Source organism: Nodosilinea sp. LEGE 07298 (genome assembly GCF_015207265.1).
GTDB lineage: Bacteria > Cyanobacteriota > Cyanobacteriia > Phormidesmidales > Phormidesmidaceae > Nodosilinea.
The window spans coordinates 12,081-27,708 of record NZ_JADEXE010000060.1; the positions used below are offsets into that span (position 1 = coordinate 12,081).

Here is a 15,628-nt window from a genome sequence, read left to right on the forward strand (position 1 = left end):
CACTTAAGATAGCAAGCTGGTGTCACCCCTGACAAGACTACACGAGAAAAAGAATGCGGTTTTCTACTGAACTTCTCGCAGGCGGGCTACCTTGAGGTAAAAATTGCCTGCCCCCTGCCCAGCGTAGGCACTGACCCTCACGGTGTAGGCACCGGACTCGGTAATACGGGAGAAGAGCAAAGAATTGGTGGTGCCGTCGGGGCCGTCGTCGTTTTCGCCCATGGTGACGCCATCTTTGTTCATCAAAATCACCAGGGTGTCGAACTCATCAGAGATGACATCGATCGCGACCTGGTCACCAGCCTCAAGGTTTACCGTGTAGTCGCGGGCGAATCCCCCGGTTCCAGTGGGAATATCGCGATCGCTCAAAACATCGTTAACTTCGCGCGAGGCCGGTAGCACAATGGGTGTGTATACAGCGGTCTGTGCCCTGGCTGGCAGCGACGTTAAGGCCAGGGTCGTCAACGCTAGGGGAAGCAGTAGGTGGTGCTGGAGGCGAAGGTGAAAGTGCATAGATTCTGAGGGGATGGGAGACAAGCGGTGCCCAAAGGCATGAGTCGAGCCCATTATGGCCTAAATCTCTAAATTGCTCCGGGAACTAAAAAAGACTACACATACCCAGCCGCTGCACCCGGCAAGGCTGCTGGCGCTGATTCAGTTTCACTAGGGGCGCTGAAAACTGGGGTTTTGGTTGCGTCGTTTAGCGATTTCGTTGCTACACTCACAGACGACCAACGCCGTAGGTATGCAGCCCTTGTCCATGCTGGAGCGCCGCCATCGTTCACTACCTCTAACGTCCAAGACCAGGCGCAGACGTCAGCGAGCGTCGCGTCGGCGAGCGTTGATGACCATGGCCCTGATCAGCAGCACTCTTTTGCTCGTGGCTTTTCGGGGGGCTAGCGAATACTGGCGGCAGCCCATGGAGTTCACCCAGCGTCCGGTGGGGCAAATTGTCAATCGGGCCGAGGTCGCCACCGGCATTCGCCAAATTCAAACCGCTAACGGTCGCCCTACCCTCACCCCCCTGCCCCTGGCCGAAGAAGTCTGGACCTGCGAAGTGGTGGTGATTGGCGGCACCTTGGGGGGTGTCGCGGCTGCCGCCCAGGCGATGAAGACGGGCGTTACTACCTGCTTAATTGAGCTGACGCCCTGGCTGGGGGGCCAGATTAGTTCCCAGGGCGTATCGGCGATTGATGAGTCGCGGGCGATGCGCTGGCGGCGCAATTTTTCGCCCAGTTGGGAGGCGTTTAAGGCGCTGATTAAGCGTCAGCCCGTTTATCTGCCGCCGTGGACAGGGCTACCGGCTCAACTACCGGTCGATAAAATTAATAGCTGCTGGGTAGGCGAGCTTTGCTTTACCCCCCGCGCCGGAGCCACCGCTGCCGAAATGTGGATGCGTGAGGCGGTCAAGAGTGCGCCTGAAAGCCGTTGGGCCACCTCTACAGCGTTTAAGGGAGCCGCCTTTGACTCTTCAGGCCGCTACGTGACGGCTGTATATGGTGTGCGCCGCATTCCTCTAGACTCAGGCTATGTGCCAACCGGGCGGCTCTCCCAGGAGCTAGAGCGCTGGTACGCCTGGTCAGACGACGAGGCCTATAACAAGATCCCGATTCGGCTGCAGCCCCCTCCCGATCGCTCCATGATCGTGATCGACGCCACCGATACGGGAGAACTGGTGGGCTGGGCTAATTTGCCCCATCGCCTGGGGTCTGATGCCCAAAGCTTTACCGGCGAAGTGAATGCCCCGCCTCAAGACAACCCCGATTGCACCCAGGCTTATACTTACCCCTTTGTGCTGGCCACTCTCAATGACAAAAACGAGAGCCTGAAAGCGCTGCAAAAGATTGAACCGGCCATGAGCAAAGCCGAGCACCGCAACGAATTTGACCTGGAGGGATTTCCGTTTTTTAACTTTGGCAGCGTGTTCAACTACCGCCGCATTGTCAGTCAGGTAGCGAGCAACAGAAATGTCAACCTGACTCGTCCCGGTGAAATGACGCTGATTAACTGGAACAAGGGCAATGACTGGCATTTTATGGACCCGCCCCTGGTGTTTACTGAAGAGGACATTCGCCTCTCGGGGCAGCGCCAGGACTGGCTGGGTGGATTGTCGACAGAATCGCTTAACTATGGCGAAATTCATGCCCTAAAGTTTGCCGAATGGCTGATCGAAACCGAAGCGACCAACCAATTTCCGCTCACTTTTTTAAGCGGCAGTGCTTCTCCCCTGGGCACTCGGTCGGGGCTTAGCATCGTGCCCTACATTCGCGAGGGGCGGCGCATTTTAGGTCGCCCCGCCTATGGCCAGGATAGCTTTATGGCCGTCGAAGCCGACCTGCGCGAAGACATGACCGGGGGCCGCGACTTTAGGGCTACCGCCGTTGCTTTGGCCCACTACGATATTGACATTCACGGCTGCCGCTATCGGTCTCGGCAGCCCTCTTACGAGGCGGCGGGGTCGAGCATTAAAGAGTTTGTGGTGCGGCCCCTGCAAATTCCCCTAGAGGCGCTGGTGCCCCAGGGGGTCGACAACGTGCTGATTGGGGGTAAGAGCATTGCCGTTAGCCACATTGTCAACGGGGTAACGCGAGTGCACTACGGCGAGTGGAGCGTGGGCAGCGCGGCAGGGGGTACGGCGGGGTGGCTGCTGCGCTACGGCAGACCCTACGACCTGACCCCGGCCCAGATTGTGGTGACTGGGCAGATGCCAGCCTTGCAGGCTTTCTTAGTCGAGCAGGGGCTGCGGTTTACCTGGTAGCGATCGCTGGCCCTGTTAGTTGATGGAACACAACCTTGACCGATCCTAAAGGGTGCTGGCTCAGAGCCAAAAGAATGTACAGAAGGGTATGAAGATGGCAGAGGGGATGCATCGTAGGCTGTGGCGGGTGGTGTGGCGGCGATCGCTGGCCCTGGGCTTACTGCTGCTTATAACCAGCTGCGCCATTCCTCAAATTAAGGCGGAAGACCGGCTGTTTATTCCCGTCACCGTTGAACTACTGGATGTCTATAACCTGCCGCCCCAGGAGTTTGAGGGCACAACGGTAGGGGGGCTATCGGCGCTGGTTTACGATCGCCCCCGCGACCGGCTCTACGCTCTCTCCGACGACCGAGGCCGATTTGGCCCCGCTCGTTTTTATACCCTGGCTATTACCCTGGGCAACCGTGGTACGGGTCAGCCCCGGTTTGATACCGTTAGCCTTGAGGCCGTCACACCGCTGCTGGATGGCGCGGGCAACCCCTACCCCCGAGGCAGCATTGACCCTGAGGGTATGGCCCTGTCTCCCCGCGACACTCTCTTCATTAGCAGCGAGGGAGATGTGGGGCAAAATGCACCGCCCTTCATTGGAGAATTTGACCGTCAGACCGGGCGCGCGATCGCCACGCTGCCCCTGCCCGAGCGCTACCTGCCCGATGACCTTGACCAGGCCACCCGAGGTGTGCAAAACAACCTCAGCCTGGAAGCGCTGACGGTGGCTGGGGGAAGCAGCGGGGCGGGCATGATCGAGCCCTTTCGCCTGTTTGCCGCCACCGAGTCGGCCCTGGTGCAAGACTACAACGACGACCCCAGCCAGCCTCTCAACAGCCGTTTCTTGCACTATTTAATCGGCGATGATCAGACAACGCTGATTGCCGAGCACCGCTACCCTCTCGATCTAGAACCCTCAGGAGCGGTGGTCAATGGCATCACGGCTCTGCTGGCCATCGACCCCGGTGGGCACTTTTTGGCTTTAGAGCGTGCTTTTGGTCTGCGGGGAATGCAGGTCAAGCTCTATCAGCTGGCCACGGGTGGTGCAACCGATACCTCCACAATTCCTAGTCTGGTCGGGGATGTGTCGGGAATCTCGCCCATTCGCAAGCAGCTGGTGCTCGACTTTGCCGAAACATCGCTGGCGGTGGATAACCTGGAGGGCATGACCCTGGGGCCACGCCTGCCCGACGGTAGCCAGAGTTTGCTACTGGTCAGCGATAACAATCTGGAGGGCGATCGCGCTACCCAGCTAATTTTGCTGCGTTTGCAGATGTAAATCTTCTATTACGTAAAAACATCCTCTGGGCAATGGCTCAAGCTTGCCTGCTCAGAGGATGTTGCGCTACTGCTTCCAGTAGGTTGCAGAGAAACTAATTAGCTAGCAGCGCTGCCGATCGCCCCTTTGAGAGCGGCAATCCCCTGCTCGACGCTGGCCCATAGGCCCATATCGGGCTCTTTACCCGCTATTTCACGAGTGCCTACAAAGTAAAGAACGCCTTTGAGAACTTCTTGGTGGGCTCGATTTTCAAAGTTAACCTTGTTGAGCGGCTCCATGGCATCTTGAAGTGTATCGCTCAAAGATTGACCTACTTTGTGCAGCACCAAACCCGTCATCACCTGCTGGTGCTTCAGCAATTCCAGCTGGAAAAACTTGTCGTATAGAGACAATTCTGAACCGTTCATCATTTGGGTGACGGCTTCAGCGTGCTTTTGGGTGATGTTGCGCGGCTCTGCGGCGGAGCCCAGTTTGGTCACAGCTTCTTCAATGGTGCTGAGGTTTTCGCGATCGCTCTTTAGCATCCCTTCCAAACGCTCACGAATGGTGTGATCGTCGGTGGCCGCCATTAGCTTTTGCTCGTTGTCAATCAAGACAGTTTGAAAAAGCTTTAGGTCAGCTAGCTTAGTTGCTAAGGTTGTCATGTCAGTCATTAGACGTATTTCCTAATTGCAAAGTTTGATAGTGTGTCGTAACTCACAATCTTTATGATCCCGCGAGAATTCAGGGCTACCCTCTCTCTTTGGAAAGGTTCGAGGTAAAAGCCGTCTGCGCCACCCAGCTGATTCTTTTGCGGCTGACCCTGTAGTTACCTCTAAAATCAGACATGCTTACAGCCAAGCTTTTCCTAAAAGGGTTTCCCCTTTTCGTCACGCTGTCGTTTTAGCGCTTCTTCGTACCACTCCAGCTCGTCTAAAAAGGAGCCCAGACGTTTGATCATCGACTCGTCCTGGGGCTTCCCGTCAGCATCGATCGCTTCGGTAATTTTTGAGATCGCAAACATCGAAGAAATGGTGGGCATACCCATCTCGCCCAGCATCACCCGCAGGTGCACAGCCGCCCTCACCCCGCCAAAGCCCCCCACCGAGTACGACACAATTCCCGCCGGGCGAAAGTAATACTCTTCTAAAAAGTGATCCATCAGATTGCTCAGCCCTGGCTGAACAGAGTGGTTGTATTCGCCCGTCACCACCACAAACCCATCGGCGGTGCGAATGTGTTCGGCTAGCTCCTCCATTTTGGCCGGGGCCTGGCCGGGTTCATGCTCTTTATACATGCGATCGAGTAGGCCAAAGTCGTACTCTATGGCATCGGCGAAAATGGTGGTGTGACCGCGCTGAGCCAGCTGATCGAGCAAAAATTTGGCGGCCCGAATACCGTTGCGATCGCGCCGGTAAGAACCATAAAAAACCACTGTTTTGAATGCCATAGCAAAGCAACCTCAATCAGGACATGAATTTGGCTAGAACTACTGCCCATCCTAGTCTTCAAAGCTTAAATTTCAGCACGACAACCATCCCGCTGAGTTAGCGCATGTTCCCGCTCCTGGAGCTGACCCTACCGCACCAGTCGTGGATACAACCGCCCGCAAAACGCGATCAGCCCAGCCGCAACCGTCACCAAAATCCCTAGGCTCAACACCAGGCTGTAGCTGCCCGCCGGTTCTACCAGCATCAGCTGGCGTAGGGCATCGACCATGTAGGTCAGCGGGTTGAGCCGCGACACCACCTGCAACCACCCCGGCATGATCTCAATCGGGTAAATCGCGTTGCTGGCAAAAAACAGCGGCATCATCATCAGTTGCCCCACGCCCATTACCCGCTCGTGGGTCTGCGCCCAGCAGGCCACAATCAGCGAAAAAGTCGAAAACAGCGCCGCCCCCAGCATCACTACTAGGGCCACACCCAGCACGGCGATAGGGTTCCAGTTAATACCTACCCCCATCAACGCCGCCACGATATAGATAATCAGCAGCTGCGACAGACACCGTATCCCAGCCCCGATCGCCTTACCCAGCACCAGGGCCGACTTGGGCGAGGGGCTGACCATCAGCTTGTGCAAAATGCCGAGGTCTTTTTCCCAAATCACCAGCAGCCCGGTAAAAATCGACATAAACAGCACACTCTGGGCCAAAATGCCCGGCGTCATAAAATCTAGATAGCTAAGGCCGCCCGTGGGAATGCCCCGCACCTGGGTAAACACCTGGCCAAAAATGGTTAGCCACAGCACCGGCTGCACCGCGCGGGTAAACAGCTGAATCGGGTCGTGGCGCAGCTTGCGCACTTCCAGCTCTGCCGCGACCAGGGCCTTGGCAATAAATTCTTCGACTGGAGCACTGATGCGATTCTGGCTAGCCCAGCCGTTTGGCGGTGCGTCGTGTAGTTGACGTGTCACGATAGCTTCCTTCAGTTTCAGTACTCAGCGAATTGCGGGTGTAGTGGATGAACACGTCATCCATTGTGGCCCCAAGGCTGGCATTGGAGTGGGGCACGGTGGCCTTGAGCGCAGCCGGGGTGCCGATCGCCACCTGCTGGCCGTGGTAGAGCATAGCGATGCGATCGCACAGCACATCAGCCTCTTCCATAAAGTGGGTGGTGAGAAATACTGTGGTCTGGTAGTCGCGCCGCAGCTGCAAAATTAAGTCCCACATGGTTTTGCGGGCCACCGGGTCGAGCCCCACCGTAGGCTCATCGAGGAATAGAACCGGGGGCCGGTGCAGGGTGGCCTGAGCCATCTCTAGTCGCCGAATCATGCCGCCGGAGTAGGTATTGACCAGGCGGTGGGCCACTGCCTCCAGGCCCACGTAGTGCAGGGCAGCGTGAATGCGATCGAGCCGCTGGCGGCGGGGCACTCCGTAAAGCTTGGCCAAAATCAGCAGGTTTTCGTAGCCAGTCAGGGTGCCATCGACCGAGAGAGCCTGAGGCACGTAGCCAATCCGCCGCTGCACCGCCATCGGCTGGCGGCCAATATCGCACCCGGCGATCGCGGCCCGGCCACTGCTGGCTGGCAGCAGGGTGGTGAGCATTTTAATCAGGGTGCTCTTGCCCGCCCCGTTCGGTCCCAGCAGGCCAAACACTTCCCCCTGCTCGACAGTGAGGCTAAACCCATCTACGGCTATTTTAGGTGCTGCTTTGGGGCCGAAGCGCTTGGTCAATTCGTATATTTCAATCATTCGCATAGGCTAGTGGTTGGCCACTTCAATTGTGACAGGCTCTCAGGGCCTAAGGTTTTAGTAACCAATACCACTCCCAATGACTTCTGCGACAACCTCCGAGAGGAGCGCCTTAACAATTTCTTAGCGTAAATCCTGCACTGGCTACGATTCTAGACGGTTTTACCGGCATAAAACAGCGCGAGGCAGAGTCAAGGCCCAGAGGGCAGACTCTACCTCGCTGTGGTCTAAAGCCCGAGGGGTTTAGTGAAGGTTGCTGACCGGGTCGGCAATGTACTTAAAGTCAGGTTCAGAGTTCCAAGGACCGCGCTCGTCTTTACCGTCGCCATTCGTAGAGAGATTGTAGTAAAGCTCTACGGTCTCGTCAGGCTGAATGTTGCCGAACATCGGGTCGGTGAGTTTGCCCATAGCATCAAGGGCATTCATGAACATTTTGGTGTGTGAGATTTCCCGAGTGAGCAGGTGGGTCAGTGTTTTTTTTGTGCCCTCATCGGTTGCTAGTTTAATTAGCGACTCGTAGGTTTGGCGAGCACCAGCCTCGGCGGCAATGTTGGCCCGAAGGTCGCGCACCACATCGCCGCCTTCGTTCAGGTAGCTAGCCGTCCAGTTGTTGCCCTGGCTGTCAAGAAAGTGAGGCCCCATACCGCGTACAGCAAAAAGTGTGCTGTTGTAGGCTTCGCTTTGGTCGGTGTTTTTAGTATGGATCTCGATTAATTTGCCGACCATTTCTAGGTGGCCAAATTCTTCGACGGCGATGTCTTGGAGCATATCTTTAATGCCCGCATCTTCAACGTGGAAAGACTGAACCCAGTATTGAAGCGCAGCAGAAAGTTCTCCGGTTGCCCCGCCAAACTGCTCTAGCAACAGCTGGGCAAATACAGGATTAGCCTCACTGACTTGAACGGTATGAACGGGATCTTTTTTGTGAAAAAACATAGTTACCCTTGTGTTTTTAATTAGCTTGGTTTAGCTAACTCTTAGTCTTTTATGATCGCTGCTTTTAATCTATCTATGTTCTATACATAGATAGACAATATGGGTATATATAGTTGCCCTTGAGAGCTATGTTCTAGGGTATATAACCGGGAAGGTGCGACAATTAAATATAGAACCTGCGCCAGATGGGCAAAGGGTAAAGCCCGTGCCTGTCCTACGTTTAATTGCAAATGCTTACTTACTGCCTGTGCACATCTCTTGTTTGGGCTAAATTTTGAAAACGAATACAACCCCATCTACCGGGCGCATCCGCGCGACGAGGCACCCACCCTACAAACCTCAAAGTGCTTCTGTCCTGGGATAGATTTAACCAGCGAAACAGGCGCTATAGAATTTGGAAAGTTTTTTTGCGATCGCGCCAATGCCGCCCAGGCTAATCTCTTTCTACTCCTCACCAGTCTTTATTCCGTGTCTGCCGGAGGCCGGTCAGTTGATTTATGATCTTTGGCAGTTTGCCAAATGCCCACGACAGCCGCTTTTTAAGCCTTTAGGTGCAAGCCTGAGTCCTTCAGAGCGCTTGGAACCGTATGCCAGCCTGGGGAACTAGGGCTTTCTTATGGCAACCTGCGATCGCACCATCTTAGTTCTTGACGATGACGCCCTGGGCAGCGCTGGCCTCTACCAGCGCTTGCTTGAGCAAGAGATTGCGCCTGCGTATCGCGTCATTACAGAGGGCTATGGCGGCCCCATTCTAGACCTGTGCCGCACCTACTCAGTGACGGCCATCCTTTTACTGTGTTATGCTCCTGAGCTGCGTGGTTTTGAGCTGCTGGCTCAGCTCAAAACTCAGCTGGGCAACGCCTGTCCGCCAGTTGTGGTTGTGGGCGACAACGATGCCAGCCTGACCAGACGGGCCTTTAAGGCTGGCGCAGCAGATTACCTCATTCGAGAGCAGGTAACCGCCGACACGCTTTGCCAGGCGCTTTGCGGTGCCGTCCCGGCTGCGGGTGCGGCCGCTTCAGACTCCACAGCTGCTCTCTCCTTTTACGATCGCTATCGTGACCTGCTTGAGTCGCTGGATGAAGGCTTTTGCCTCTGCAAAATGCTGCTCAGCCCGGATGGTACCCCCGTTGACTACCTATTTTTGGAGGTCAACGCTGTTTTTGAGTCGCTAACCGGGTTACAGCAGCCCGTTGGCAAAACCGCGCGCGAGCTAGTGCCCGGTCTAGAAGAAACCTGGTTTGAAATCTATGGCCAGGTCGCGCTCAATCGCCAGCCCATTCGCTTTGAACAACAGTCGGTGCCCATGCAGCGCTGGTTCGATCTGTATGCCTTCCCGATGGGTAAGCCCCAGCACCACCTGTTTGGCATCCTATTTAGAAACATCACTATTCGCAAACTAGCAGAACAGGAGCAAGAAAAGTTTTTTGCCGTAGGTTCAGATCTGCAAGTGGTCACGAGTAGCGGCGGGTACTTTCGCTGGGTCAGCCCGTCCTTTGAACGACTGCTGGGCTGGACAGCTGCCGAAACCACCGCTCGGCCCTGGACTGAGTTTGTCCATCCAGACGATGTCAACTCATCTGTGCTGGAGGCAGAAAATTTGTTCTCTGGCCAAGAAACCTTTGCCTTTGAGAATCGCTACCGCCATAAAGACGGCTCATACCGCTGGTTGCTCTGGAGAGCCCAGCCCGACAGTGATCAGCAGCTGCTTTACGGGGCTGCCGTTGACATTACCGAAAGCAAGCGCCACGCCGCTAATACGGCTTTTTTGGCTGAAATCGCGACCGAGTTTTCTCGGCTTTCGTCAGCCGATCAGATTATGCAAACCGTTGGCGCAAAAATTGGTGCGTATCTAGATCTATCGGCCTGTGCCTTTGTCGAAATTGATGCGGCTGAAGCAGAAGCGACCATCAACTATGCCTGGCATGCCGCAGGAACACTCGACCCGGTGGGTACCTATCGCGTCGCCGATTTTTTCACCGATAGCTTTCGTCAGGCGGCCCACCACCAGGAGACGGTCGTGGTTCGAGACACCCGTGCCGATCCTCGCATCCATGGTGAACCCTATGCCGCCGTGAACGTCAGATCACTGATCAGCGTGCCGTTTCACAAAGATGATCGGTGGCGGTTTATGCTCAACGTCTACGACTCGGTGCCCCACGACTGGCGCGATGACGAAGTTGAACTGATCCGTGAGCTGGCTTATCAAATCTTTCCCCGCCTAGAGCGTGCCCGCGCTGAAGCGGCGTTAAGAGAAAGCGAAGCTCGCTTTAAAGGCTTTGCTGAAAACAGCAGCGACGTGATTTGGATCACGGATGCAAAGAAGTATCGGCTGGTCTATGTCAGTCCTTCCTTTGAGCAGGTGTGGGGTCACTCTGCGACTGAACTGTACGCAGACCTAAACCGTTTTGTAGAGTTTATCTATCCTGACGATCGCGATCGCGTCCAGCAGGGTTGGCAACACTGCACCCAAGTGGCCTATACCCAGGAATATCGCGTCATTCGTCCCGATGGCACCATCGTTTGGATTCGCGATCGCGGGTTTCCCATTTTTGATCACCGGGGAGAGCTGTTGTGGGTGGGCGGCATTGCCGAGGACATTAGCGAACGCAAGCAGGGCGAAGCCAAACGCAGGCAGACCGAAGCCGACCTGCGAACCAGCGCGGAGCAGTTAAGTTTGGCCCTGGCGGCGGCTAAACTGGGCGACTGGAGTTGGGATGTCGCCACCGACGTGGTGATCTTGTCAGAGCAGGCTGGCGACATATTTGACCTTCCGCCCGGCCCCCACATGACCTGGACGCAGATACAGCATCTCATCCATGCAGACGATCGCGATCGCGCCCGAGCCCAGGTCGAGCAGGCGATCGCCGACCACAGCGACTACGACATTGAGTACCAGGTGGTCCGTGCCGACGGTGAGTCTCGATGGGTGGCGGCCAAAGGGCGCGCCCAGTACGACTCGTCTGGAGAGGTTTTAGGCATACTTGGGGTGGTGCAGGATATTACCTCCCGCAAACAAACCGAGCAAGAACGCGAACAGCTGCTGACCAGCGAACGCACCGCCCGCACCCAGGCCGAAGCCGCCAACCGCATCAAAGACGAATTTTTAGCCGTGGTTTCCCACGAGCTCAGGTCGCCCCTCAACCCCATTTTGGGCTGGTCGCAACTGTTACGCAAAGGTCAGCTTAAGCCTGAAAAGACGCAGTATGCCCTAGAGATTATTGAGCGCAACGCCCAGGTGCAGGCGCAGCTGATCAACGATCTGCTCGATGTGTCCCGGGTTTTGCGCGGCAAGCTGAGCTTGAACAAAAAAGCCGTCAACCTGGCGGTGGTGGTTCGAGCCGCCTTAGAAACGGTGCAGCTAGCGGCAGACGCCAAATCCATTCAGATTCACACGGCCCTGGAGCCCAACATGAGGCCAGTGTCGGGCGATATCGATCGGCTGCAGCAAGTGGCCTGGAACCTGCTCTCCAACGCGGTCAAATTTACCCCCGAGGGAAAGCGGATTGAGGTGCGGCTAGAGCAGGTAGAGGGTGAGCAAGCCGTAGAGCACCCAGGAGTACTCGAAGTCGAACCTGGCGATCAGTACTCGTCGGCCCCGCGACCAAGCTATGCTCAGCTCACCATCAGCGACACGGGAAAAGGCATTCACCCCGAGTTTCTGCCCCATGTCTTCGATCGTTTTCGGCAAGAAAATGCGACCACTACGCGACAATTTGGCGGGCTGGGGCTGGGGCTGGCCCTGGTGCGCTACCTGGTAGAACTGCATGGCGGCAGAGTGCAGGCCGACAGCCCCGGCGAAGGCCAGGGGGCCACCTTTACCGTCCAGATTCCGATCATGGCGCAAGGCTCTACAACCGACCAGGAGGTCGAACCCTTTAAGCCCGCCACCGACTTAACCAATGTGCAAATTTTGGTGGTCGACGACGATGCCACTACCCTTGAATTTATTGCCTTTTTGCTAGAGCTAAATGGGGCCAGGGTGGTCGCCGCCGCCAGCGTGGATGAAGCGCTCTCGGAGCTAGCCCAGTTTACACCCGACATTTTGCTGAGCGATATTGGCATGCCCGAGCGAGACGGCTACACGCTCATGCGACAGGTGAGACGCCTCTCCCCCGAGCAGGGCGGCCAGGTGCCTGCGATCGCGCTGACCGCCTACGCCGGAGAAATTGACTATCAGCAGGCCATGGCGGCGGGCTTTCAAAGACATATTTCTAAACCCGTTGAGCCCGATCATTTAACTAAAGCGATCGCAGAACTGCTAAATCTCAACGGACCGTCATCTCTGTAGGTTTTCTGGGATGGGCCTCCTGCCTGGCTTAGGGGGTGTTTATGCGTTAGATGTCTCCAACACAAGCGGTCCAGCCGCCTCGGCTGGGTGCCCCCGATGGGGCGATTGCCCCCGCTTGATTAGCACGTAGGCGGCGGGGACAAAGTAGAGGGCCAGCAGCGTTGCGCCTGCAATGCCGCCCGAAATCGCGATCGCCAGCGGTTGCCAAAACGGGTCGCCCCCGGCCAGCAGCGGCACAAAGCCGATCATCGTTGTGGCTGTAGTGGTGACCACGTGGCGCGTGGCCTTGAGCAAGACGCGGTGCACCGCTCTGGGGTCGCCGTGGCGAGCTTCGGGGTCTTCGTTAAACGCCGTGAGCACCACAATCGAGTCGTTGATTGCAACCCCAATTAAACCCATGGTGCCGACGATCGCCATAAAGCCCAGCACCGACCCAAACAGCTTTAGTGACAGCAGCGCCATACCAATCGAGCCCACCGCCACCACCGCAATAATGCCCGCCTGCCGAAACGACCCCAGCGATAGCACCAGCGCCACCACCATACCCAGCAGCAGGATGGGTAAAAACAGCAGCAGGTTGCCCATAGCACTGCTTTGCTCTTCGACTTCGCCGCCAAACTCGTAGCGGTAGCCGGGCGGCAGCTCAACATTGGCCGCCGCCAGTTTGGCCTGGAGCGCCGTGAGCACCGTACTGGGCAAGACGCCAGCCGTAATAAATGCCTGCACGGTATTCACGCGCTGCTCGTTGCGGCGGGCAATGCTGGCCAACTGGGGCACCAGCTCAAATTCACCCAGAGCCGAGGTGGGGCGAAAGCCGCGATCTTGAGCCTGAGCAGGCCGCAGGTCGAGAGATGCCAGCTGATTGAGGCTGGCCCGATCGGCATTGGTTAGCCGCACCCGCACCGGCAGGTTTTCGGTCGATTCTAAAATGGCACCTCCTGTAACCCCTTCAGAATAGGCATCGAGCTGCTGGGCAATTTCTGTATTGGTCAACCCGGCCTGGCGCACCTGCTCGTCATCCAGATTTAGCCCTAGCTTGGGCTGGCCTTCGGTCAGGTCGTCGCGCACAGCCACTACATCAGGAATAGTCGTCAAAAGGGCTCGCACGTCCATGCCCAGGCGGCGCAGCTCGTCTAGATTGGGGCCGTAGATGCGCATTTCGACCGGGGCGTCAAAGGGTGGCCCCTGCTGAAACTTCTGCACAATCACGCGGGCGGCGGGAAACAGGTCGCTCAATTCCTGCTGTAGCGCTTGCACCAGCGACTCTACCCCGGCTTCAGAGCTGAGCTGCACCATCGCCTGGGCGTAGTAGGGCTGGTTTTCGCGCGAGCTTTGAATGTTGTAGTAAAACCGAGGGGCGCTCTGGCCCACAAACCAGTAGACATCCTGCACGGTTTCGTGCGCCAGCATAACGTCGCGAGCCTGAAGCACGTTGGCGCGGGTCTGCTCAATTGAGGTCTGGGCGGCAAACTCAATTTCGACCTGAAACTGATCGCGATCGACCAGGGGAAAGAACTGGTTTTCGAGGGTCGTAGCTGAGATAAAGCCGACCAGCGGGATGGATAGGACCAGGGCGATCGCCAGCAGGGGTCGAGCCGTCGCCCGTCGGGTTGACCAGCGGTAGGGGCGTGCCAGCCACGGCAGCGACAGACCCTCATTCCACCAGGCCCCTGGTCTGGCCAAAAACCTAGCAACTTGGCCGCGTGGGGGCTGGGGCTGATGGCGACGACCCAGCAGCCGCGCCGCGAGGACGGCAATCAAACTTAGCGAAATAGCCAGCGACGAAATCAGCGCCAAAATTACCCCCAGCGCGATCGTGCCGACAAACTCTCCCGCCGCCCCCGGCAGCAGGTAAATGGGTAAAAAGGTCAGCACCGTCGTCACCGTTGAGGCCAGCAGCGGCACTTTCAAATAGTTCACCGTTTTGGTGGCGGCGTGGAGCGGCTCGGCCCCGGTTTTGATGTCGGTTTGAATCTCATCGACCACCACGATCGCATTGTCGATCAGCAAGCCCAGGGCAATAATCAGCCCCGTTACCGACATCTGGTGAATGGGGACGCCCAGCAGGCTCATCCAGCCAAATACGGCAAAGATGGTAAAGGGTAGCGCCGTGCCAATCACCAGCGCCGATCGCCAGCCCATTGCCACCACGGTGACACCGACCACGAGCAGCGCCGACATCACCAGGTTGACCATCAGCGTGCTGATTCGGTTTTCGACGTAGCCGCTCTGGTCAAAGATAATTGTGAGACTCAGGCCTTCCGGCAGGCGATCGCGAACGTCATCCACCGCCGCTCGGGCCTGGGCCGCCCACTGGTCAATGCGCAGCCCCGACTGCATCATCACGCCGACCACCACCGCCGGTTTGCCGCTGACGATGGCCGCGTCGCTGAGCGGGGAGCGAATGCCCCGGCTAACGCTGGCGATATCGCTGAGCCGGGTAAACTGGCCGCCGCTGGTGCGAATGGGGATTTGGCGAATCTGCTCGGTGGTCTCTAGCTCGCTCTCGACCTCAATGGCAACGGTCTGCTCAGGCGTGCGCAGCTGCCCGGCGCTGGCTTTGGCGTCGCTCAGGCCAACCTGATTGGCCAGCTCCTGGGGCGATAGGCCCACCCCCACCAGCTCTGGCGCGTTGATTTCGACCAAAATTTCTTCATCTGGGCTGCCAAAGAAATCAACATCCTCGGTACCGTTGAGCGATCGCAGGGTCACCCCCAGATCTTCGGCATAGCGGCGCAGCAGGGCGTAGTTGGGCTGATTCGGCAGCTCCCACGTCACCGAAGCAACCAGGGTATAGGCCTTCAGCAACACCTCAGAAAACTCAGGGGCAGCCGCTCCAGCGGGAAACAAAACCGCTGCGTCATCCATGGCGTCGCGCGCCTTTGACCAAACCGGCTGGGCATTGTCAATCGAATCGGCCAGCTCAATAGACACGCTAGAAAACCCCACCCGAGAGTCCGATTCGATCACGTCGATCTCTTCAATTTCAGCCAGTTCTGCTTCTAGCACCGTGGTCACCAGCGCCTCTACCCGCTCCGCGCTGGCACCGGGAAAGGCGGTTGTGATCACAGCAATCCGCGACACCAGCTCCGGGTCTTCCTGGCGCGGCAGCGATTGGTAGGCCGATAGCCCCCAGGCCAAGATCAGGATGATGGTGAGGACGAGCAGGCGAATGTTGGTAAAGAAGGGGCGAACCATGGGGAC

General features: G+C 57.2%; 10 protein-coding genes. 3 read left to right on the forward strand and 7 right to left on the reverse strand.

Translation table 11 applies throughout. The features are described 5' to 3' along the window. Positions 1–63: 63 nt before the first annotated feature. Positions 64–513, reverse strand: coding sequence for a PPC domain-containing protein (locus tag IQ273_RS10750; protein ID WP_194023163.1), 450 nt, complete (start codon positions 511–513; stop codon positions 64–66). 337 nt (positions 514–850) lie between these two features. Between IQ273_RS10750 and IQ273_RS10755 the strand changes: the two genes are divergently transcribed. After that, complete coding sequence (locus IQ273_RS10755) at positions 851–2,758, forward strand: FAD-dependent oxidoreductase (RefSeq protein WP_228052776.1); 1,908 nt, start codon at positions 851–853, stop codon at positions 2,756–2,758. A 94-nt stretch (positions 2,759–2,852) separates the two neighbouring features. Next, the gene (locus tag IQ273_RS10760) at positions 2,853–4,025 is read left to right on the forward strand and encodes an esterase-like activity of phytase family protein (RefSeq protein WP_228052779.1); all 1,173 of its coding nucleotides are present in this window, start codon (positions 2,853–2,855) and stop codon (positions 4,023–4,025) included. A 98-nt stretch (positions 4,026–4,123) separates the two neighbouring features. Here IQ273_RS10760 and IQ273_RS10765 read toward each other — a convergent pair whose 3' ends face one another. From IQ273_RS10765 to IQ273_RS10785, 5 genes are all read right to left on the reverse strand, one after another. Beyond that, positions 4,124–4,678: a hemerythrin HHE cation-binding protein gene (locus IQ273_RS10765; RefSeq protein ID WP_194023165.1), complete on the reverse strand. Its 555-nt coding sequence runs from the start codon at positions 4,676–4,678 to the stop codon at positions 4,124–4,126. Between the two features lie 194 nt (positions 4,679–4,872). Continuing rightward, positions 4,873–5,454, reverse strand: a complete 582-nt coding sequence (locus IQ273_RS10770; RefSeq protein WP_194023166.1) for an NADPH-dependent FMN reductase — start codon at positions 5,452–5,454, stop codon at positions 4,873–4,875. 128 nt (positions 5,455–5,582) lie between these two features. Next, positions 5,583–6,419, reverse strand: coding sequence for an ABC transporter permease (locus tag IQ273_RS10775; RefSeq protein WP_313898076.1), 837 nt, complete (start codon positions 6,417–6,419; stop codon positions 5,583–5,585). Next, positions 6,376–7,197 carry an ABC transporter ATP-binding protein gene (locus IQ273_RS10780; protein ID WP_228052781.1) on the reverse strand — a complete coding sequence of 274 codons (822 nt, stop codon included), beginning with the start codon at positions 7,195–7,197 and terminating at the stop codon, positions 6,376–6,378. The genes IQ273_RS10775 and IQ273_RS10780 overlap by 44 nt, the downstream gene beginning before the upstream one ends. Positions 7,198–7,440: 243 nt before the next feature. Then, positions 7,441–8,133 carry a manganese catalase family protein gene (locus IQ273_RS10785; RefSeq protein ID WP_194023168.1) on the reverse strand — a complete coding sequence of 231 codons (693 nt, stop codon included), beginning with the start codon at positions 8,131–8,133 and terminating at the stop codon, positions 7,441–7,443. Positions 8,134–8,749: 616 nt separating this feature from the next. Between IQ273_RS10785 and IQ273_RS10790 the strand changes: the two genes are divergently transcribed. Beyond that, positions 8,750–12,424 carry a PAS domain-containing protein gene (locus IQ273_RS10790; RefSeq protein WP_194023169.1) on the forward strand — a complete coding sequence of 1,225 codons (3,675 nt, stop codon included), beginning with the start codon at positions 8,750–8,752 and terminating at the stop codon, positions 12,422–12,424. Between the two features lie 39 nt (positions 12,425–12,463). On the opposite strand, the gene IQ273_RS10795 is transcribed toward IQ273_RS10790, so the two are convergent. Next, on the reverse strand, positions 12,464–15,628 hold a 3,165-nt coding region (locus IQ273_RS10795; RefSeq protein WP_228052783.1), incomplete at its 5' end, for an efflux RND transporter permease subunit.